23 protein-coding genes are annotated in these 19,400 nt (G+C 72.4%); 18 read left to right on the forward strand and 5 right to left on the reverse strand.

The annotated features are described in order from the left end of the window. Positions 1-171: 171 nt before the first annotated feature. Positions 172-1,410, reverse strand: coding sequence for a DNA polymerase IV (dinB, locus tag ACLFMI_RS20420; protein ID WP_410949519.1), 1,239 nt, complete (start codon positions 1,408-1,410; stop codon positions 172-174). An 86-nt stretch (positions 1,411-1,496) separates the two neighbouring features. Here dinB and ACLFMI_RS20425 point away from each other — a divergent pair, with 86 nt between their 5' ends. The 7 genes from ACLFMI_RS20425 (at position 1,497) to ACLFMI_RS20455 (ending at position 7,765) form a co-directional block, all read left to right on the forward strand. Further along, on the forward strand, positions 1,497-2,324 hold the full coding sequence (locus tag ACLFMI_RS20425) for a hypothetical protein (protein ID WP_410949520.1): 828 nt from the start codon (positions 1,497-1,499) through the stop codon (positions 2,322-2,324). After that, a complete protein-coding gene (locus ACLFMI_RS20430) occupies positions 2,321-2,797 on the forward strand; it encodes a nuclear transport factor 2 family protein (protein WP_410949521.1) in 477 nt (158 codons plus the stop codon). Before ACLFMI_RS20425 ends, ACLFMI_RS20430 begins: the two co-directional genes overlap by 4 nt. After that, the gene (locus ACLFMI_RS20435; RefSeq protein WP_410949522.1) at positions 2,790-3,227 is read left to right on the forward strand and encodes a nuclear transport factor 2 family protein; all 438 of its coding nucleotides are present in this window, start codon (positions 2,790-2,792) and stop codon (positions 3,225-3,227) included. The genes ACLFMI_RS20430 and ACLFMI_RS20435 overlap by 8 nt, the downstream gene beginning before the upstream one ends. A gap of 25 nt (positions 3,228-3,252) precedes the next feature. Then, the gene (locus tag ACLFMI_RS20440) at positions 3,253-4,065 is read left to right on the forward strand and encodes a DUF1684 domain-containing protein (protein WP_410949523.1); all 813 of its coding nucleotides are present in this window, start codon (positions 3,253-3,255) and stop codon (positions 4,063-4,065) included. Positions 4,066-4,193: 128 nt separating this feature from the next. Next, on the forward strand, positions 4,194-5,117 hold the full coding sequence (locus ACLFMI_RS20445; protein ID WP_410949524.1) for an NADP-dependent oxidoreductase: 924 nt from the start codon (positions 4,194-4,196) through the stop codon (positions 5,115-5,117). 158 nt (positions 5,118-5,275) lie between these two features. Beyond that, a complete protein-coding gene (locus ACLFMI_RS20450; protein WP_410949525.1) occupies positions 5,276-7,081 on the forward strand; it encodes an NAD(P)/FAD-dependent oxidoreductase in 1,806 nt (601 codons plus the stop codon). A 192-nt stretch (positions 7,082-7,273) separates the two neighbouring features. Further along, positions 7,274-7,765, forward strand: coding sequence for a Dps family protein (locus tag ACLFMI_RS20455; RefSeq protein ID WP_410949526.1), 492 nt, complete (start codon positions 7,274-7,276; stop codon positions 7,763-7,765). Between the two features lie 69 nt (positions 7,766-7,834). Here the strand turns inward: ACLFMI_RS20455 and ACLFMI_RS20460 are convergent, their stop codons facing one another. After that, positions 7,835-8,332, reverse strand: a complete 498-nt coding sequence (locus ACLFMI_RS20460) for a hypothetical protein (protein WP_410949527.1) — start codon at positions 8,330-8,332, stop codon at positions 7,835-7,837. A 122-nt stretch (positions 8,333-8,454) separates the two neighbouring features. Between ACLFMI_RS20460 and ACLFMI_RS20465 the strand changes: the two genes are divergently transcribed. The 6 genes from ACLFMI_RS20465 (at position 8,455) to ACLFMI_RS20490 (ending at position 12,796) form a co-directional block, all read left to right on the forward strand. Continuing rightward, positions 8,455-8,625 (forward strand): hypothetical protein, encoded by a 171-nt coding sequence (locus ACLFMI_RS20465; RefSeq protein ID WP_410949528.1) that lies wholly within the window; start codon positions 8,455-8,457, stop codon positions 8,623-8,625. 229 nt (positions 8,626-8,854) lie between these two features. Beyond that, positions 8,855-9,247, forward strand: a complete 393-nt coding sequence (locus ACLFMI_RS20470; protein ID WP_410949529.1) for a transglycosylase family protein — start codon at positions 8,855-8,857, stop codon at positions 9,245-9,247. 25 nt (positions 9,248-9,272) lie between these two features. Then, a complete protein-coding gene (locus ACLFMI_RS20475) occupies positions 9,273-9,710 on the forward strand; it encodes a pyridoxamine 5'-phosphate oxidase family protein (RefSeq protein WP_410949530.1) in 438 nt (145 codons plus the stop codon). 125 nt (positions 9,711-9,835) lie between these two features. After that, on the forward strand, positions 9,836-11,551 hold the full coding sequence (locus tag ACLFMI_RS20480; protein ID WP_410949531.1) for a carbon starvation CstA family protein: 1,716 nt from the start codon (positions 9,836-9,838) through the stop codon (positions 11,549-11,551). Further along, a complete protein-coding gene (locus ACLFMI_RS20485) occupies positions 11,532-11,819 on the forward strand; it encodes a cory-CC-star protein (RefSeq protein ID WP_410949532.1) in 288 nt (95 codons plus the stop codon). The genes ACLFMI_RS20480 and ACLFMI_RS20485 overlap by 20 nt, the downstream gene beginning before the upstream one ends. Then, positions 11,810-12,796 carry an ArsA family ATPase gene (locus tag ACLFMI_RS20490; protein ID WP_410949533.1) on the forward strand — a complete coding sequence of 329 codons (987 nt, stop codon included), beginning with the start codon at positions 11,810-11,812 and terminating at the stop codon, positions 12,794-12,796. The genes ACLFMI_RS20485 and ACLFMI_RS20490 overlap by 10 nt, the downstream gene beginning before the upstream one ends. 304 nt (positions 12,797-13,100) lie before the next feature. On the opposite strand, the gene ACLFMI_RS20495 is transcribed toward ACLFMI_RS20490, so the two are convergent. From ACLFMI_RS20495 to ACLFMI_RS20505, 3 genes are all read right to left on the reverse strand, one after another. Next, positions 13,101-13,400 carry a DEAD/DEAH box helicase family protein gene (locus tag ACLFMI_RS20495; protein WP_410949534.1) on the reverse strand — a complete coding sequence of 100 codons (300 nt, stop codon included), beginning with the start codon at positions 13,398-13,400 and terminating at the stop codon, positions 13,101-13,103. A 77-nt stretch (positions 13,401-13,477) separates the two neighbouring features. Continuing rightward, positions 13,478-13,900, reverse strand: coding sequence for a sigma factor-like helix-turn-helix DNA-binding protein (locus tag ACLFMI_RS20500; RefSeq protein WP_410949535.1), 423 nt, complete (start codon positions 13,898-13,900; stop codon positions 13,478-13,480). Next, positions 13,900-14,157 (reverse strand): hypothetical protein, encoded by a 258-nt coding sequence (locus tag ACLFMI_RS20505; RefSeq protein WP_410949536.1) that lies wholly within the window; start codon positions 14,155-14,157, stop codon positions 13,900-13,902. Before ACLFMI_RS20505 ends, ACLFMI_RS20500 begins: the two co-directional genes overlap by 1 nt. Before the next feature lie 279 nt (positions 14,158-14,436). Here ACLFMI_RS20505 and ACLFMI_RS20510 point away from each other — a divergent pair, with 279 nt between their 5' ends. The 5 genes from ACLFMI_RS20510 to ACLFMI_RS20530 all read left to right on the forward strand — a co-directional run. After that, positions 14,437-14,703 carry a hypothetical protein gene (locus ACLFMI_RS20510; RefSeq protein ID WP_410949537.1) on the forward strand — a complete coding sequence of 89 codons (267 nt, stop codon included), beginning with the start codon at positions 14,437-14,439 and terminating at the stop codon, positions 14,701-14,703. Between the two features lie 248 nt (positions 14,704-14,951). After that, positions 14,952-15,518, forward strand: coding sequence for a hypothetical protein (locus ACLFMI_RS20515; RefSeq protein ID WP_410949538.1), 567 nt, complete (start codon positions 14,952-14,954; stop codon positions 15,516-15,518). Between the two features lie 100 nt (positions 15,519-15,618). Further along, positions 15,619-16,140 (forward strand): DUF2695 domain-containing protein, encoded by a 522-nt coding sequence (locus ACLFMI_RS20520; RefSeq protein ID WP_410949539.1) that lies wholly within the window; start codon positions 15,619-15,621, stop codon positions 16,138-16,140. A gap of 101 nt (positions 16,141-16,241) precedes the next feature. Further along, positions 16,242-18,506 (forward strand): helicase-associated domain-containing protein, encoded by a 2,265-nt coding sequence (locus ACLFMI_RS20525; protein ID WP_410949540.1) that lies wholly within the window; start codon positions 16,242-16,244, stop codon positions 18,504-18,506. A 100-nt stretch (positions 18,507-18,606) separates the two neighbouring features. Then, the coding region (locus ACLFMI_RS20530) for a DUF4253 domain-containing protein (protein ID WP_410949541.1) at positions 18,607-19,400 on the forward strand (794 nt) is incomplete at its 3' end.

A 19,400-nucleotide genomic window follows, 5' to 3' on the forward strand; every position in this document is an offset into this window, starting at 1 on the left:
ACACGACTGCTGTCGGTCCAAGATCGGACAGCGGTGCCGTACCCCTCGGTGATGCCGCCGGCGCCTCGGCTCCGCGCGCACGCTGCGGCCGCGAGCAACCGGGCGGCCGGCCGGGCGTTCACGGGAGCAGGAGCAGGAGCAGGAGCAGGAGCAGTCGCGGGAGCGGGAGCGTTACTCGTGCTCGGGCAGCAGCGGGACTTCCAGGCCCGGGTCCCGGCCGAGCTGGGTCGCCCGGGACACCGAGGTCGCTCCGAAGCGGCGGCGCACTGCGTCCAGGGCGGTGTCCAGTGCGGGGCCGCTGTGGGCGTCGAACGGGAGCTCCAGCTGCAGCGCGTCGTCCCGGTCCAGGTTGGTCAGTGACAGCCCGAGCAGCGTGATGCCCCGGTCCCGGATCTCCGGGAGGGCGGCGACCAGCAACCGGCGGGCGGTGCCGAGGATGGTCGGCGTATGCGCCGTCGGCGCCGGCAGGGTGTGCGAGCGGGTGACCCGGGCGTAGTCGGCGAACCGCAGCCGCAGTACCACGGTCCGGCAGACCCGCCCGCCACCGGCGCTCCCGGGATCGACGTCGCTGCCCTTCGGCGTGCGCAACCGCCGGGCCAGCCGGTCGACGGTGCCGGCGAGGATGGCGTCCAGCTCGTCGGCGCTGCGCGGGCGCCGCCCGAGGGCGCGCTGCGAGCCGATCGAGCGCCGGGACCGGCCGGTGTCGATCGGGCGCGGATCCCGGCCGTGCGCCAGTGCGTGCAGGTGCCTCCCGGCGGCCGGGCCGAGGTAGGAGACCAGCGCCGGCTCGCCGAGCGCGGCGACGTCGGCGACCGTCCGGACGCCGACCTCGTGCAGCGTGGCCGCCGTCACCGGCCCGACGCCCCACAGCCGCTCCACCGCCAGCGGGTGCAGGAACGCCGCCTCCCGGTCCGGCTCGACGACGAGCAGGCCGTCCGGCTTGGCCACTCCGCCGGCCACCTTGGCCAGGAACTTCGTCCGCGCCACCCCGACGGTGATCGGCAGCCCGGCCTCGCGCAGCACCCGCGCGCGCAGTCGCGCCGCGATCTCCCGGGGCGTTCCGGAGATCCGGGCGAGCCCGCCGACCTCGAGGAACGCTTCGTCGATCGAGAGCCCCTCGACCTCCGGTGTGATGTCCCGGAAGATCGCGAAGACGGCCTTGCTGGCCGCCGAGTACGCCTCCATCCGGGGCGGCACGACGACCGCGGCCGGGCACAGCGCGCGGGCCCGGCGGCCGTTCATGGCGGTCGCGACGCCGTGCGCCTTGGCCTGGTAGCTCGCGGCCAGCACCACCCCACCTCCGACGATCACCGGCCGGCCGCGCAGTCGCGGGTCGTCCCGCTGCTCGACCGCGGCGTAGAACGCGTCCAGGTCGGCATGCAGGATCGTGGCCAGTCCGCGCACGAACATATGTTCGCATGCGGTGACCGCGATGGCGAGGCGCGGCGGCGTGTCCCGGGCCCGCACCGCGCCGAGCAGGCAGGATGGGCGGGGCCATGACGACCGTATTCGCCCTGCTGATCGCCGTCGCCGCGATGGTGGGCAACACCGTCGCCGCGCTCTGGGAGGCCAAGGGCAGCCGGCTGGCCAGGTACGGCCGTCCGGTGTGGTTGCAGCCGTGGTTCCTGGCCGGGCTGCTCGCCGACGTCGGGGCCTGGGTCCTCACGGTGATCGCACTGCGGTTCCTGCCGGTCTTCGCGGTGCAGTCCATCCTGGCCGGTGCGATCGCGCTGACCACGCTGGCCGACAACGGTTGGAGCCCGTGGAACCTGGCTCGCCGCGACCGGTTCGCGGTGGTCGCCGTGCTGGCCGGGCTGGTACTGGTGGCGACGAGTGCGGAGCCGGAACGGCCGTCCGACCTGCCCCCGGCGGCGACGCCGGTGCTGCTCGTGTCGTTCGCGCTGATCCTGGTCGCGGCCCCGTTCGTGTGGCGCTCGGGCCGTCCGATGCTGCTGGCGTGCCTGGCCGGGCTCGGGTTCGGCGGCACGGCGCTGGCGGTGCGGGCGATCCATCCGGGCCCGCTGCGGTGGGAGACGGTCGGGGACCTGCTGCTCGACCCGCTGGTCTACGCCGTCGTGCTGATGGGTGTGCTCGGCGTGCTCGCGTTCGCCAAGTCGTTGCAGGACGGCGCCGTCGGACCCGCGACCGCGGTGCTGTCGGTGACCGAGGTCGTCGTCCCCGGTGTGGTCGGGATCGCGCTGCTCGGCGACCGGATCCGGCCCGGCTGGGGCGTCGGCGCGCTTGTCGGCGTCGTCGTCGCGCTGGGCGGGGTGATCGCGCTGACCCGGCCGGATCCCGAGACCGAACGACGGAGGGTGCATTGACCGACCCCGACATGACCGACCCCGACACGACCGACGCCGGCATCGCGCACGAGGTGGACCAGCTGCTGACCCGGTACGTGCACGCGGTGGACAACGCCGCGTGGGACGAGCTGGCCGCCGTCTTCACCCCGGACGCGCAGCTGACCGGGTTGCGCGCGACCGCCGACGGGCTGACCGCGATCGTCGACTACATCGCCGGGACCCCGGAGCGCCCCGCGCACCACTGCGTGAACACCGCGCTCACCGCCGGGCCGCGCGGCTCGGTGCACGCCTGGAGCCGGCTGATCACGGTCGCCGCGGACGGTGCGGCGGCCTGCGGCGACTACACCGACCTGATCGTCCCGACCACGGACGGCCTGCGGATCCACCGTCGCCGGGTGCGGCTGCGGGCCCCGGGCGAGACCGCGCCCGGGACGTCCGAGGGGGCCGACCCGGCCGCGCTGTTCCAGCGGTGGGAGCGCGAGCGTGGCTGAGCTCGGCCCGGTCCGCCCGGACGACGCGGCCCGCATCCGGCAGATCCTCGCCCGGTACGCGCACGTGATCGACACTCGGAGCTGGGACCGGCTCGGGCAGGTGTTCACCCCGGACGTGCGCTTCGGGCCGGTGTCCGGCTTCGCCGCGCTCGCCGAGCGGATCGAGGCGGTCACCCCGTACCACCCGCACCACACCACGAACACGCTGCTCGGAATGCTGCCGGACGGCCGGGTCCGGGCCTGGAGCAAGTACGTGATCGTCCGCGACGACGGCACCGCGGGTTCCGGCGACTACCGCGACACCCTGGTCCGCACCGCCGACGGCTGGCGGATCGCGTGGCGGGAGATCAGCCGCGGGCACCGCGACGCCGGCGATCCGGGTGGCGCCTCGCAGCGCAGCTGGACCTTCGAGGGCTGGCGGGAAGGCTGAGCGGGCTCGCCGCGTTGACAGCGGCATGACGACCGGGACCGAGGCCCGCACCGACCACGACGCCTGGCGGGCGCACCGCGAGGAGCAGCTGCGCGAGCCGCACGGCTGGCTCTCGCTCACCGCGCTGCACTGGCTCGACGACGGTCCGGGCCGGTTCGACGGGCTGCCCGGCGAGTGGCGGGTCGCCGACGCCGACACGGTCGCGGTCTCGGCGACCGCCGCCGACGGTGTCCTGATGCCGGGCACGGACATCCCGGTCGAGGGCACCGCGTACGTCCGGCCGGTGGACGGTGCGCCGGGCGTGATGGTCACCGTGGGGGAGCGGGTCGTCGAGATCGCCCGCCGCACCGACGCCTACGCGCTGCGGATCCGCGACCCGCGCGCGATCACCCGGACCGCGTTCGACGGCGTCCCGGTGTTCGACTTCGATCCGGACGCCGTGGTCGCCGGCCGGTTCACCGCCTACGCCGAGCCGCGCCGGCTCACCGTGGGCGCCGTCGTCGCGGGCCTGGAGCACTTCCCGACCGCGGTCGGCGAGGTCGCGTTCGACTACCGCGGGACCACGCAGCGGTTGGTCGCACTGGCCGGGAAGAACGGGGGCCTGTCGCTGCACTTCCGGGACGCCACCTCGGGTGCGCAGAGCTACGGCGGCGGCCGGATCCTGCACACGCCCGACCCGGACGCCGACGGCACGCTGCCGCTCGACCTGAACCGGACGGTCAACCTGCCGTGTGCCTTCACCGCGCACGCCACCTGCCCGCTGCCGCCGGCCGGGAACCACCTGGACGCCGCGGTCGAGGCGGGAGAGCGGACCCCGCCGCGGCCCGATCTCGGCTGATCGCGGGCGCGGTGTCGTGGGAGTCCACGACCGCCGGCCACCCGACCGTGTGACAGCGTCCACCGCAGCTCGGCGGCGAGTGCCGGGCAGCGGTGGCGGCCCGGTCCCGGCGGGGCGAGGGTGGGGCCATGCGCGCCGTCGGATTCACCACGCACGGAGGGCCGGACGTCCTCGAGGTCCTGGAGCTGCCCACACCGCACGCCGGGCCCGGGCAGGTCCGGATCCGGGTCGCCGCGGCGACGGTCAACCCGACCGACACGATGCAACGGGCCACCCGGCGCCAGGAGGTCGCGCCGCCCTGGGTGCCCGGGATGGACATCGCCGGCGTCGTCGACGAGGCCGGCGACGGGGTGGACACGCTCGCCGTCGGCGACGCGGCGATGGCGATCGTCGTCCCTGACGGTACCCACGGCGGGTACGCGGAACACGTCGTCGTCCCGGCGGGGTCGGCGGTCCCGCTGCCCGCCGGCATCGACGCCGTCGCCGCGTCGACGATCCCGATGAACGCGCTGACCGCGTGGCTGGCCCTCGACGAGCTGGCCGTGCAGCGCGGGGCGACGGTCGCGGTCACCGGGGCGGCCGGAGCGTTCGGTGGGTACGCGATCCAGCTGGCGGTCGCCCGTGGCCTGCGGGTCGTCGCCGACGCCGCCGAGCACGACCGGGAGCTGGTCACCGGGCTCGGTGCGCACGTCGTGCTGCCCCGCGGTGACGGGTTCGCCGAGTCGGTCCGCGGCGCGGTCCCGGACGGCGTCGACGGGCTCGCCGACGGCTCCCTGCAGGGCGATGCGCTGCTCGGCGCCGTGCGCGACGGCGGCCGGATCGCCACCGTCCGCGGCCACCGCGGCGCGGCGGAGCGGGGGATCACCTGGCACCCGGTCTGGGTCCGGACGATCGCCGAGGACCGGGAGAAGCTCCAGGCGATCGGCGAGCTGGCCGCCTCCGGCGCGCTCACCCCCCGCGTCGCCGGGACCTGGTCGGCCGAGCGGGCCGCCGACGCACACCGGGCGCTGGAGGCCGGTGGCCAGCGGGGGCGGGGCGTCATCCTGATGTGAGCCCATCCTTGAGGTGAGCACCGGATTGCAACGTTGGTCCAACCGGTGTCACCGGTCACCATGATGGTGTTCACTCACGCTCGTTGCCCCGACGACCGCGGCACGGGACGGGCGAGCGCCCGCCGCGGTCGTGGTGAACGCTCGCAGAGGAGGTGCCCGTGACCGCAACGCAGGAGAAGTCGGCGGCGCGCACGACCGCCGAGGGCTGGCTCGACGCCTTCGCCGACGCGCTGTCCGCACGTGACGTCGACCGTGCCGTGTCGCTGTTCGCCGACGAGAGCTACTGGCGCGACCTGGTCTCCTTCACCTGGAACCTGAAGACGGTCGAGCACCACGACGGGATCCGCGACCTGCTGACGCAGACACTGGAGAACACCGACCCGTCGAACTGGACGCTCACCGCGGAGCCGGCCGAGGCCGACGGCGTCACCGAGGCCTGGTTCGCCTTCGAGACGGCGGTGGGCCGCGGGTCCGGGCACGTCCGGATCGTCGACGGGAGGGCGTGGACCCTGCTCACCACCCTCGACGAGCTCAAGGGGTACGAGGAGCCGATGCGGGAGAACCGTCCGATGGGTGCCGAGCACGGTGCCAACCCGGAGCGGGTCACCTGGAAGGAGAGCCGCGAGCAGGAGCTCTCCGAGCTCGGACGCACCCGGGACCCCGAGGTCGTGATCATCGGCGGCGGCCAGGGCGGCATCGCGCTGGGTGCCAGGCTGCGCCAGCTCGGCGTGCCGACGATCATCGTCGAGCGCAACGAGCGGCCCGGCGACTCCTGGCGCAAGCGGTACAAGAGCCTCGCCCTGCACGACCCGGTCTGGTACGACCACCTGCCGTACCTGAAGTTCCCGGACAACTGGCCGGTGTTCGCGCCGAAGGACAAGATCGGCGACTGGCTGGAGTTCTACACGCGGATCATGGAGCTGAACTACTGGGGCTCCAGCACCGCTCGCTCGGCCACCTTCGACGACGCGGCCGGCCGGTGGAACGTCGTCGTCGACCGGGACGGCGAGGAGATCACGCTGCGGCCGAGGCAGCTCGTGGTCGCGCTCGGCGTCTCCGGCAAGCCGAACGTCCCGAACCTCCCCGGCCGCGAGCAGTTCCAGGGCGAGGTGCAGCACTCCTCGGAGCACCCCGGGCCGGACGCCTACGAGGGCAAGAAGGTCGTCGTCGTCGGGTCGAACAACTCGGCGTTCGACATCTGCGGCGCGCTCTGGGAGGTCGGCGCCGACGTCACGATGGTGCAGCGGTCCTCCACCCACATCATCAAGTCGGACACGTTGATGGAGTACGGGCTCGGCGACCTGTACTCGGAGCGGGCCGTGAAGAACGGCGTCGACACCCGCACCGCGGACATGATCTTCGCGTCGCTGCCGTACCGGATCATGGCGCAGTTCCAGAAGCCGGCCTACGACAAGGCCCGCGAGGTCGACGCGGACTACTACCAGCGCCTGACCGACGCCGGGTTCGACCTGGACTTCGGCGACGACGACTCCGGCCTGTTCATGAAGTACCTGCGCCGCGGCTCGGGCTACTACATCGACGTCGGTGCCGCCGAGCTCGTCGCCGACGGCCACGTGAAGCTGGCCAAGGGGCAGGTGCAGGAGTTCACCGAGAAGGGGCTCCGGTTCACCGACGGCACCGAGGTCGACGCCGACCTGGTCGTGTTCGCCACCGGCTACCGGTCCATGAACGGCCTGGCCGCCGACATCGTCGGCCAGGACGTCGCGGACAAGGTCGGCAAGGTCTGGGGCCTGGGCTCGGAGACCACCAAGGACCCCGGCCCGTGGGAGGGCGAGCAGCGCAACATGTGGAAGCCCACCCAGCAGGAGAACCTCTGGTTCCACGGCGGGAACCTGCACCAGAGCCGGTTCTACTCGCTGTACCTGGCGTTGCAGCTCAAGGCTCGCCAGGAGGGCATCCCGACGCCGGTCTACGCGCTGCAGGAACGGCACCATCTGTCCTGAGGCGCTGCGCGCCTTTCCCCAGGCCAGGCATGCCTCACCGGTTGTCGACCGGGTCACGAAAGGGTGTGCTCGCGATCGGTTCGGGGCATACCGGCGGTGGCGACGGCGTTGAGTCGTGCAGCACCGGCGACCGACCCACCACCGAGGCGCGCCGGCGCATCCCGAACGATGCGAGAGGAACCGTGAACCACCATGGCGAGCCCTATCACCAGCCCGCTCGACGACGGTGCCCGTGACATCACCGCACGGGTTCTGCAGGAGACGTTGGTCGACCTGGTCGACCTGTCGCTGACCGCGAAGCAGGCGCACTGGAACCTGGTCGGCAAGCAGTTCCGGGACATCCACCTGCACCTCGACGAGCTCGTCGACCTGGCTCGGCAGCACGGCGACAACGTCGCCGAGCGCTCCGCGACCATCGGCGCCGCCCCCGACGGGCGCACCCGCACAGTCGGCCGGAACACCGGCCTGCCGGAATACCCGGAGGGCTACGTGTCCGACGCGGACACCGTGCTCACCGTCTCCGCCACCGTGGACGTCGCCGTCGACCGGCTGCGCCCGCGGATCGAGCAGGCCGGCAAGTCCGACCCGCTGACCGAGGACCTGCTCATCGAGCTCGGGCGTGCCCTCGAGGAGGCCCGCTGGATGTGGCAGGCGCAGGCCGCCGGCTACCGCGGCGAGGCCTGAGCACCGCACCGGCACGGCATCGGCCCCGGACACCGCACGGTGTCCGGGGCCGATCGCTGTCAGGGCCCGTCACTGCCCGGCGGTCGTCGCCAGGGTGGCCCGGGCGGCCGCGACGCTGGCCCGCCAGATCGCCATCGCGATCCACAGCACGAACACCTGCACCGGCATCGGGAGCGCTCCCGGCAGCTCCGCCGCATAGGACGGGCGCAGCGTCCCGATCCGCCAGATCCGGCCGGCCTCGTTGACGGCGTCGGCCGGGGTGAGCAGGGCGAACCGCCGCCCGACGCCGGACCCGGCCAGCCGGTAGCGCACCTCGCCGGCCTCGAGGTTCCAGTAGCGCTGCGACGGCGGCCCGTCCGCGCTGCGCAGGCAGCGGGCGCGCACGTCGCCCTCCAGGCCGAACCGGGCGATGCCCTCCGAGCGCAGTGCGTACGGGCTGCCCTCGATCAGCAGATCCCGGTGCTGCTGCCAGTGGCGGGCCGTCCAGCCGGTGACCGGGTGACCGCTCGCGCGGACCTCGTAGCGCACGCTGAGCAGCCCCACCCGGGACGACGTCGCTCGCAGCACGCGCACAGCCTGCCACCGCGGCGGGTGAGCCCTGCTGGTCCGATCGGGTGCGGGAATGCCGGCCGCCCGACGGTCGTCGGCATGGCTCAACGTCCGTCGGCCCGCCGGAGGAGCCTCGTGGCGTGCCCGCGATGCTCGCCGGGGTGGCCGCGACGGCCGGGGGGCTGCGCCCGACCACGCCGGTCTACGGCGGTGTGGTCGTCGCGCTGGCCGCGGTCCCGAGCGTTCTCGCCCGGAAGGTCGTCCGTCCCGCCACCGGGGAAGCGGTGTGCGCGACGAGCAGCACTGCGTGATCGTTCGGCGGCGGCCGATCCTCGGATACGCCCGGTCGGCGGGATAAGCGTTAGCCCGTCTGTCGGTGGCCGCGTTCAGGTGACCACTCGCCGCGACGACGTGCGACGAGCGTCGTCTCGAGTTGTGGCCGTTGGTCACGGCGTGATTACGGTGATCGCCGCTCGGGTCGCTCTCCCCAGATCGTCGGCCCGAGCACGGAACTGCTCCCCGAGGTTCGGAGAAGCGAAGATGGCAGGACGGCACCGCAAGCCCACGAACACCGGCCGGCAGGCCGCCCGGATCGGCGCGCTGACCGCGATCGCCGCCGCACCGCTGGGCATCGTCGGCACCGCTTCCGCGGCCGAGTCGAGCTCGAGCGCGCCGACCGTCGAGAAGACCGCCACCTGGGACAAGCTCGCGCACTGCGAGAGCACCGGGAACTGGGAGGCCGACACCGGCAACGGTTTCAAGGGCGGGCTGCAGTTCACGCCCTCCACCTGGAAGGCGTTCGACGGCGACCAGTACGCCGCCAGCCCGGAGAACGCCTCGAAGCAGCAGCAGATCGAGGTGGCGAAGAAGGTGCAGGACCAGCAGGGCTGGAAGGCCTGGCCGTCGTGCACCAAGCAGCTCGGCTGGCGCTGAGCCCATCGCACGGCACACTCGTGCCATGAGCCCTGATCTCCTCGACCCGGTCCGGCGGAGCGTGGAGGCCGAGCACGGGTTGTGCACGGTCGCCGTCGTCCGCGCGGACGGCACCCCGCACACGTCCCTGGTGAACGCCGGGGTCCTGGACCACCCGGTCACCGGGACCCCGGTCGTCGGGTACGTGACCTACGGACCGGTGAAGCTGCGGGCGTTGCGTGCGCGCCCCGCGACGTCGCTGCACTTCCGGTCCGGATGGCGCTGGGTCGCCGTCGAGGGCGACTCCGAGATCATCGGCTGGGACGACGCCGTCGAGGGCGTCGACCTGCCGCAGCTGCTGCGCGACGTGTTCAGCGCCTGCGGCGGGACCCACGACGACTGGGACGCCTACGACGCCACGATGCGCGAGCAACGGCGGGCCGCCGTGCTGGTGGAACCGGCGCGGATCGTGGGGAACCACTGATCCTGCCGGGCTGCACGATCCGGTCACGATCGTCGGCGAATGTGGCGTTCGGGGTCGATCCGCCGGAGGCCGGGGGCTAGTCTCGCCCGCGTCGAGCCGGCGCAGCGAAGTGAGGTCGGGAACCCGTGAACTCAGTGATCCTGGCGGTCGTCGGCATCGTGATCATCATCGCCGGCTACCTCCTGTACTCGAAGTACCTGGCCACGCGGGTCTACAAGCTCAGCCCGTCGTACACGGCGCCGTCCCACGAGTTCACCGACGGCGTCGACTACGTGCCGACCAACAAGTTCGTCCTCTGGGGGCACCACTTCACCTCGGTGGCCGGCGCGGCCCCGATCGTGGGTCCGGCGGTCGCGGTGATCTGGGGTTGGCTGCCCGCGTTCCTGTGGGTCACGCTGGGCACGGTCTTCTTCGCCGGCATGCACGACATGGGTGCGCTCTGGGCGTCCGTGCGGAACAAGGGCCAGTCCATCGGGTCGCTGTCCGGGCGCTACATCGGCAGCCGGGGCCGGAACCTGTTCCTCATCGTCATCTTCCTGCTGCTGCTGATGGTGAACGCGGTGTTCGCCGTCGTCATCGCCCAGCTGCTGGTCGCCCGGCCCACGGCGGTGATCCCGGTCTGGGGCGCCATCGTCGTCGCCGTGTTGATCGGCCAGGCCATCTACCGGTTGAGGTGGAACCTGCCGATCGTGTCCGTGGTGGGTGTCGTCGCGCTCTACGCGCTGATCCTGCTGGGCGACCGCTTCCCGATCGAGCTGCCGGACACCGTCCTGGGACTGTCCACCGGGGCGTTCTGGATCATCGTCCTGTTCCTCTACGCCGGCATCGCCTCGACCCTGCCGGTCTGGATGCTGCTCCAGCCGCGGGACTACATCAACGGGCTGCAGCTGTTCATCGGCCTGGGCATCCTGTTCGCCGCGATCCTGATCTCCGCGCCGACCGTCGTCGCGCCGGCCGTGAACCAGAACCTGCCACCGGACACGCCGAACCTGGTGCCGTTGCTGTTCGTCACCATCGCCTGCGGCGCGATCTCCGGGTTCCACGGCATGGTCTCGTCCGGCACGTCCTCGAAGCAGCTGGACAAGGAGACGGACGCCCGGTTCGTCGGGTACTTCGGCGCGGTCGGCGAGGGCCTGCTGGCGCTGGGCACGATCATCGCCGTCACCGCCGGGTTCGAGAGCTTCGCCAGCTGGCAGGAGACCTACTCGGTCTACGACGAGGCCGGCGTGGTCGCGTTCGTCAACTCGGGCGGATCGATCCTCAACGACGGCCTCGGTCTCCCGACATCGCTGTCGGCCACGATCCTCGCCACGATGGCGGTGCTGTTCGCCGCGACCACGATGGACACCGGGGTCCGGTTGCAGCGCTACATCGTCGAGGAGATCGGCGGGTTGATGGGGCTGCGGTTCAGCACGCTCGTGGCCACCGTCATCGTCGTCGTGTTCGGCTTGGCGCTGGCGTTCGGCGCCGACATGACCGGGTCCGGAGAGGGCGGCATGGTCCTCTGGCCGCTGTTCGGCACCACCAACCAGCTGCTCGCCGCGCTCACGTTGTCGATCATGACAGTGATGCTGGTCCGGAGGCGCCGCCCCTACCTGCCGATCCTGCTTCCGCTGCTGTTCGTGCTGGTGATGACGGTCTACGCGCTGCTGGTGCAGCTCGTGGACCTCTACAACGAGGGCAACTGGCTGCTGCTGGTCATGGACATCGTCATCCTCGTCGCGGCGGTGTGGGTCGTCGTCGAGGCGGCGATCGCGATCAACCGTGCCCGCAACGAGGAGCCGGAGCCCGACGACGAGGTGGCCGAGGCGGGTACCCGGGATGAGTCGTCCTCCCAGTAGCTGGGCGGACTTCGTGGCGCTGAGCCGCCGCCTCGCCGCCGGACTCGACGAGTTCTATGCCGCGCCGTACCGGCGGTCGTTCGCGCGGGCGAAACGCGACGAGGACGACCTGTTCATGATGATGGTCCTGTCGGAGGTGCTCGGGCTACCGAACCCGGCCGGCTACTACACGATGGAACTGCTCCCCGCCGTGTACGAGAACTTCCACGAGTGGCACCGCCGGATGGGGATGGAACGCTCACCGCTGAACGAGATCTCATGCTGCTAGACCTGGCCGGCCGCCGCCGCGTGCTGTTCTTCGGCGGCAAGGGCGGGGTGGGGAAGACCTCGGTCGCCTCCGCCGTCGGGCTGGCGCAGGCGCGGGCGGGTCGGAAGGTCCTGCTCGTCTCCACCGACCCGGCCCACAACCTGGGGCACCTGTGGCAGCGCTCCGTCGGCCCCGAGGTCGTCGGCCTGGCCGACGACCTCGACGGCGTCGAGATCGACCCGGAGGCGACGACGGACGAGCACCTCTCGGCGGTGCGGGAGACCCTGTACTCGGTGATGCCGACGCACCTGCGGGGCGAGGTGGACCGGTACCTGGACCTGTCCCGGCAGTCGCCGGGTACGCACGAGGCCGCCGTCCTGGAACGGATCGCCGGTGTGCTGCAGATGGGGCTGCCGACCTACGACCTGATCGTGTTCGACACGGCGCCCTCCGGGCACACGTCGCGGCTGATGGCCCTGCCGGAGATCATGGCGTCCTGGACGGAGGGGCTGCTGCGGAACCGGCGGAAGTCGGAGAAGCTCGGCGCCGCCGTCCGCGGCCTGACCCGGGACACGAACCGGAGCGGGCTCGTCGAGGACACCCCGCACGACCCGCTGGTCGAACGCGACCTGCGGATCCGGCGGATCTTGATCGCACGCCGGGAGAAGTTCGAATCGCTCCGGGACACCCTCCGGGACGGAGAGCTGACCTCGTTCGTCGTCGTGTTGACCGCCGAACGCCTGCCGGTGCTGGAGACCGTGGAACTGCACGAGCACCTCCGCGCGGCCGGGGTGCCGGTCGGGGAGCTGGTGGTCAACCGTCGTTCCCCGGCGGACGCGGGGGAGTTCCTGCTACGGCGTCGGGAGCTCGAGGAGCAGTTCATGGAGATGCTCAGCGGGGAGCTCCCCGGCATCCCCGTCACCGAGCTGCCTTTGCTGCCCGGTGAGCTCGTCGGTACGGACGCGGTCGGCCGGTTCGCCGAGCTCATCGCTCGGTAGGGGCCTCAAGCGCCGTCGATCCGGCGTACGTGCGCCGGCTGGCAGGGGAGTACGAGGCCGCGCGTTCCGCGGAACGCACCGCGGCCGGGTACACCGAGTGGCTGGGCGAGCGCGTCACCCAGGCCGCGGCCGCGTGGGTGCCCGCACCGTGTTCGTGCGCTACTGCGAGGACAACGACCTCATCGACCGGCCCTTCGTCGCGGGCCGGGGGACCGGCTGACGCTGGCCGAGGAGTACCAGAACAAGTTCATCACCGAGAACCCGACGCTGAACAACCGGGACGGCTACGGGCGCGCGCGGTCGTTCAGCTCGCGGAGGCGAAGTCGGCGCAGGTGGAGCGCACACTCGACGTGATGCCGGTGTCCACGCTCAAGGAACCAGCCGGTCGGGGTACGCGGTCGAGCATCGTGTAGTTGGTGAGCAGGATGTCCGGCGGGTGCGTACGCATGTGCTGCTCGCTCTCGACGACCGAGGTGGCGGTCATCGCCGGAGCGGTGCCGGAGTCGCCGGCGTAGAGATCGACGGTGAGGTCGCCGAGCTCGGTGCGGTGGGTGTGCATCAGCGACGCGATGCGCCGCGCCTGATCGTTGGCGAGCGCGTTCATCGGGTAGAGCCCGATCGCCTTGATCCCCGGGCGCCCCTTCGCCCGTTCCCGCCGGCAGTGGTCGAGCCCCGACCGGGTCAGGATGCGGACCTGACAGACCCGTCGCCGGCGTCAAGTGCCGCGTGGTGGATCTGCGACACGCGCGCCTTGGACAGGCTCAGGGCGTCGCCGATCTCCTGGTACGAGAGGCCGGCCTCGCGCATGGTGGCCACTGCCTCGCGCCGGCTGTGATCGAGACGGGCGCGTGCACGCTCGGCGACGACGGCCTGGTCCAAGGCGTCCTGAAGTGGCCGGGTGAAGTCGCGGTGGTCGGTCGCGAAGGTCCACTCCAGCGCGAAGTCCTCATTGCCGAAGAAGTCGATCAGCGCTTCCTGCACGCCGTCCCGCACGTCGGAGAAGTGCTCGAAGTCCAGCCCGACGAAGGCACCGCCGGGGAGATCGTTGACGATGGCGGACCACAGCCCGTCCTCGCGGTTCACGTCGACCGAGTAGGTGCTCATCAGCGTTCAATCCACTTCTCTCCGAAGTGCGGTGCGAGCCGCTCCTCCAGGTTTCGCAGGGCCGTCCAGGACAGCTCGCGCGGATGGTCGGTGAGCGAGAAGCGGACGATCTCCGCTCCGGACGGGTCGACCAGCGCGTGCCAGCGGTGTGAGCCCTTGCCTCTCCCCGGGATCTCGACGACCGTCATCGAGTGTCGGCGAGCCGTGCGGCGGACGATTTGCATCGTCGTCGCGTACTTGGTCCGACGGTTCACCACGAGGGTAATTCTAGCGGGCTGAACGGGCAAGCGTTCAGCCCGTTTAACGGCTGCACCGGATCGGCCCCTGCCGGTCGGCTCCTTCTCCAGGTGCCTCGCCTCGACGGTGGCCGACGTAGTCCGGGGCGTTCTGCATCTCCTCGACGTCGTACTTCACGGCTACCGTCGCGAGCACAGTCGACGAGACAGGGAGTGGTGGATGTGGAGGAGCTCGTGTCCGGGCGACTCGATCTGGTCGACCTGCGTCGGTTGCGGGTCCGGGACGCGGTCGGGAACGAAGTGGAGCTCGACGAGGTCGCCGATCGGGACGTGGCAGCCCGGTTCGCCGGACAGCAGGTGACGGCCACGGGTCAAGCAGCAATCGGCAGCAGGGGTCAGGTCACGAGCCTCGTCGGAGCTCGGATCGAGCACTTCGTCGTGCCGGCCTGGAAAGCACCGCAGGTTCCGGAGCTCAGCGGTCTCCAGCAGTCACAGCCCGACCTCGCATGCGTCGACGGGATCGATGAGGACGAGGTGGCGGCCTTTCTGGAGCTGATCGGCCGGTGAACTCATCGGTTCCACCGCCCTTGTCGTCGTCGGCGCCGACGTGCTGAGCCGGGTGATGACCTGTCGAGCCCACTGGCTCGATTCGAGCCTCGGACGGAGCCGGCACGAGGCGACCGCGCCGTCGGGTACTCACGAGGACCTGGTACGTCTCGGCGAGCGGTCCGCGCAGCGCTCTCTCGACGGGCTCGAGCAGGAGCCGGAGCGGGCCGCGGGGCAGCCGCCGGAACAGCGGGAGTCCGGTGCGCGGGATGCGAGGCGATTTCGGCGATCCGTTCGCGGTCACGCCGCGGCACGACGAACCGCCGGCAGCACCGGCCGAGCCCAGCGCCAGGGACGAGCTGTCGGCCGACGCCGCGGCGGGAGACCAGCTGCGTTCCGGAACGACCGCTGACGAGGGACTGATCCTGGATATGGCCCGCCGGGGCCCGCTGTCCTCGAATCAGGTGGCGGACCTGTTCCGGGTCGAGGTCCCCGAGGCTCGTGCCCTGCTCGGCCGACTGGTGGCACAGGGCAGGCTAGACAAGATCGGGCAGACGAAGGGGACTCGCTACGTCCTTTCTGGGTCCGGGGTCGACACACCTCGTCCCGCAGAGGCCCGACCTCGGGCGTCGTCGCCTCCGACCCTCAGCGAGGAGTCGCGCGCAGCGTTGCTGGCGGTTGCCGCCGAGGACCGGCTCAGCAACGGTGTCGTCCGCGATCGCCTCGGCGTCGACTCCGCGGCGGCCAACGAGATTCTCATGTCGCTCGTGCGGGAGGGGGCGCTCATCCGCCAGGGCCGAGCCCGGGGGACCTCCTACGTCGTCCCGGAGAGCTGAGGGCGCCGAGTTGCGCGATGTGGGCCAGGCGGCTCGGCTCTGACCCTCGCCGGGCGTTCACACCCGCGAACTGTCGGGGGTGCCCGGGATGGTGACGCCCATGACCATCGACGACATCGCCCGCCCGTCCGGCCGCTCCGTGGAGCTCTGGCGCGGGGTGCTGCACGACATGATCGACGAGGTGCTGGACCGGATCCTGGAGGCAGCCGGCGACGCACCGGACCTCGGGGTCGATGACCGGCCCGATGACGACCGGCTCGACCACGAGCTACCCGGTGACGAGCTGCTCGACGACGAGTGGCCCGATGACGAGGTCGAGGAGCCACCCGGCGCCCGACCGTCGGTGGAGGAGATCGCCGGCACCGGAACGCGGCTGCGGTCGAGCCTTGGCGCGGCGCTCGACCGGGGCACCCGGTTCTGGGGCTGCGACGGAACCCTGCGGTGCACGCGGGCCTGGGCGGAGCGGTTCGGCGTGCTCCCCGACCGGGTCGCGGACAACTTCCGCCGCTCCGGCCTGCACTGCGACTGTGCGGTGATGCGCGGGTTTCTCGGCCGGACCGACCTGCCGCGATGCGCGCTCCGGTCGCCCAGCCCCAGCCAGCGCGGCCCGGCCACGTCGTGACGTCCGGCCGAGGGGTGCACGAGAGCTGTCCGCTCTCGCGCCGACAGCACTGGTGTACCCCTGGGGCGATCGGCCCGGGCGGTCGTGGTGCGATCGTCGCCGTGTCGGTCACCGAGTACCTGGCCGGTCTGGACACCGAGCGGCTGACCGCGCTGCTCGAGCACCGCGCGGACGTCCTCGTCGAACCGGCGCCGCGCAACCTGCACGAGCTGGCCCAGCGCCTGAACGGGGCCGATTCGCTCTCGCTCGCGCTGCCGCGGTTGAACCACGACCAGGTCGTCACCGCCCGCGACGTCGCGGTGCTCGGGGTGCCCACGGTCTCCGCACTGGCCGGCCGGGTCCGCGCGTCGGAGCGAGATGTCCGGGCCGTGGTCGACGAGCTGTGCGCGCGGGGGCTGGCCTGGAGCGACGGTGACCGCATCGGTCTGACCGAGCGGTTGGCCGAGCACTTCACCGCCGACGTCGCCGGCTTCCGGCCGCTGGACCACATCGCGCGACAGGCACGGGTGGACGAGCTCCGGTCGGCGGTCGTCGGCCTCGGCGCGGACCCGACCGGTCTGCGCAAGCCCGAGCTCGTCGAGCGACTCACCGCGCTGGTCACGGATCCGCGGACGGTGGCCGCGGCCCTGCGGGAGCTGTCCGATGCGGCCTACCGGCACCTGCAGAGCCTCGCTCGAGCCGGCGGCTTCTACCACGTCTCCGGGTTCGGTCGGCGGCACGACGACCTCACCGCGGTGCTGGTCCGGGCCGGGCTGCTGCTGGACGGTCCGTACGGGGCACCGGAGCTGCCACGCGAGGTCGCCGCCCTGCTCCGGGACGGGGACGACCGGTTGTCCGGACGGCCGGCGCTCCCGGAGTCGGCCGACCCCGCGAACGAGGGCAGGGCCGAGGCGGAGGGCTCCCTGCTCGCCCTGACGGCCCTGCTGGACGAGGCGCGCGGGCGTCCGCTCGCGCGGCTGAAGAAGGGCGGTGTCGGAGCCCGGGAACGGACCCGGCTGGCCAAGCGGCTGGCGCTGTCCGACCCGTCGCTGTGGATCGACGTGGCGCACGCCGCCGGCCTGCTCACGTCGAGCAGTGACGGCTACCGGGCCGCCGGCGGGTACGACGGATGGCGGGAGGAGGAGCCGTCGGCCCGGTGGGCCCGGGTCGCCCTCGCCTGGTTCGCGCTCGACCTCGCACCGACCAGCCGGGAGACCGAGGACGGCGAGGTCGCGCCCCCGCTACCGCTGGAGTCGGCCGGCGGAATGGTGCGTCGCGCCCTGCTGCACGCGGCCGCGGGTGGCCGCTCGCTGCGGGCGGTGATCGAGCACCTCGACTGGTTCTGCCCGTTCCACCCCTACGACGGCCAGGGTCGCGCGCGCAAGGTCGAGGCCGCCCTGCACGAGGCGACGCTGCTCGGCATCGTGGCAGGGGACCGGTTGACGGCGCTGGGCGGGCACCTCGTCGAGGTCGCCGCCGGTTCCGACCCGGCGCCGGAGCTGGCCCACCGGATCGCGGAGATGCTTCCCCAGGTGCGCGGCATGCTCGTGCTGCAGTCCGATCTCACCGCGGTCGTGTCCGGCCAGCCCGACGCGGCAGCGGCCCGGTTGCTCGCCGCGGTGGCGGTGCCCGAGAGCCGGGGCGTCGCCGCGACGTGGCGGTTCACGCCGGCCGGCGTGCGCGCGGCGTTGGACGCGGGGTGGACCGCCGACGAGCTGCGGACCGAGCTCACCGCGATCTCCGAACGCGAGCTGCCGCAGCCACTGGAGTATCTGATCGCGGACGTCGCCCGCCGGCACGGCGCCGTACGGGTCCGGGCCACTCGTTGCTGTGTCACCGGTTCCGAACCCGAGATCGCCGAGATCCTGCACACCCGCTCGTTGGCCGCGCTGCAGCTGAGCCGGCTCGCCCCGACCGTGCTGACCAGCCCGTTGGAGCCCGACGACGTGCTGTCCCGGTTGCGCTCGGCGGGCTTCGCGCCCATGCCGGAGGACCCGGACGGCGTCGTGATCGTCCCGGAACGCGCGCGGGCGCCCGGTTCCGACCCGGGCGCCCGGCGGCCGCGTGAACGCGTCTCCGCCGCCGACCTCGCGGCGCGGCTGCTGGCCGGGGGGACCGCACCGATCCAGCCGGAGTCCGCGACGCATGACCGACTCGCCGGGCTGGCGCCGCGCCTGGACCCGGTCGAGGTGGCGTTGCTCGCCGATGCGCTCGACCACGGGCGGGACGTACAGATCGTCTACCGGAACAAGGCCGGCAACCGCACCGTCCGGGACATCCGGCCGCACGAGCTCTACGGCCGCTGGCTCAGTTCGTGGTGCCACCTGCGATCCGGCGAACGGGAGTTCTCGGTCGGTGGGATCGAGTCGGTCAGCCCGGTCGGCTGAGCCGGCGCCCCTCGGCCAGCGCGAGCAGAGATGGCGCGGTTCCCGGTGCCCAACCGGAAACCGTGCGGAACCGCGCGGGCCCGGGCGTCGTCCAAGCCACATGACTCGCACCTCCACCGGCCCGCCCGGTTCCCCGGACTTCCCCGACAACCCGGACTCCGTCCTCTACAGCCGGCTCCTGCGCCGGGCCCACGTCACCGGGCGCTGTCCCGTCTGGATCCACCCCACCGACCTCGAACACACCCTCGATGGCCCGACCGACCCGGTCGAGCTCTCCGAGGCGATCGACGCCGTCGACGGCCGGGAGGTACTCGACCGCTGGTGGCCGGGCCCCTGCCACCCCGAGTGCCCGTGCGACGACCGGCTGCCGGCCGGGATCCCACAGTCGGACACGGTGCTGTCGGCGAAGGACCTGGCACGCAGGCCCGGAACCTTCGATGCCGCGATCGAACTCGTCGAGTGCCGGTCGTCGAGCCTGGCGGTGGTCGACGCCTTCCGGCCCGCCGACACACCGGCGGTCCTGGGCTGGGCGGGGATCTGCAACTACCCGCACCAGGACCTGGTGTCGCTGGCCGCCGTGCTGCGGTACTGGGAGTCGCGGTGGGGCGCACTCGTGGTGGCCATGACCCGGTCACGGATGGAGCTGTCGGTCGCCCGGCCACCGATGGACGACGGCGAGTGCGAGCAGGTCGCCGCCGAGCACATCGCCTTCTGCCCGGACCAGCAGGACCCGCAGAACGGCGACTTCCACACCCTGTCCGACTACGTGTCAAGTCCCGGGTTTGGTAGAGGCTCGGTTCTCACGCTCCGGCGGGTTGCCGGGCGGCCTCGGTGGCGGCGTGTAGGGCTTCGTGCTCCACGGGTGGGATCAGGCCGAGCTCGCCGTGGAGGCGG

The organism is Pseudonocardia nantongensis (assembly GCF_046546495.1).
GTDB lineage: Bacteria > Actinomycetota > Actinomycetes > Mycobacteriales > Pseudonocardiaceae > Pseudonocardia > Pseudonocardia nantongensis.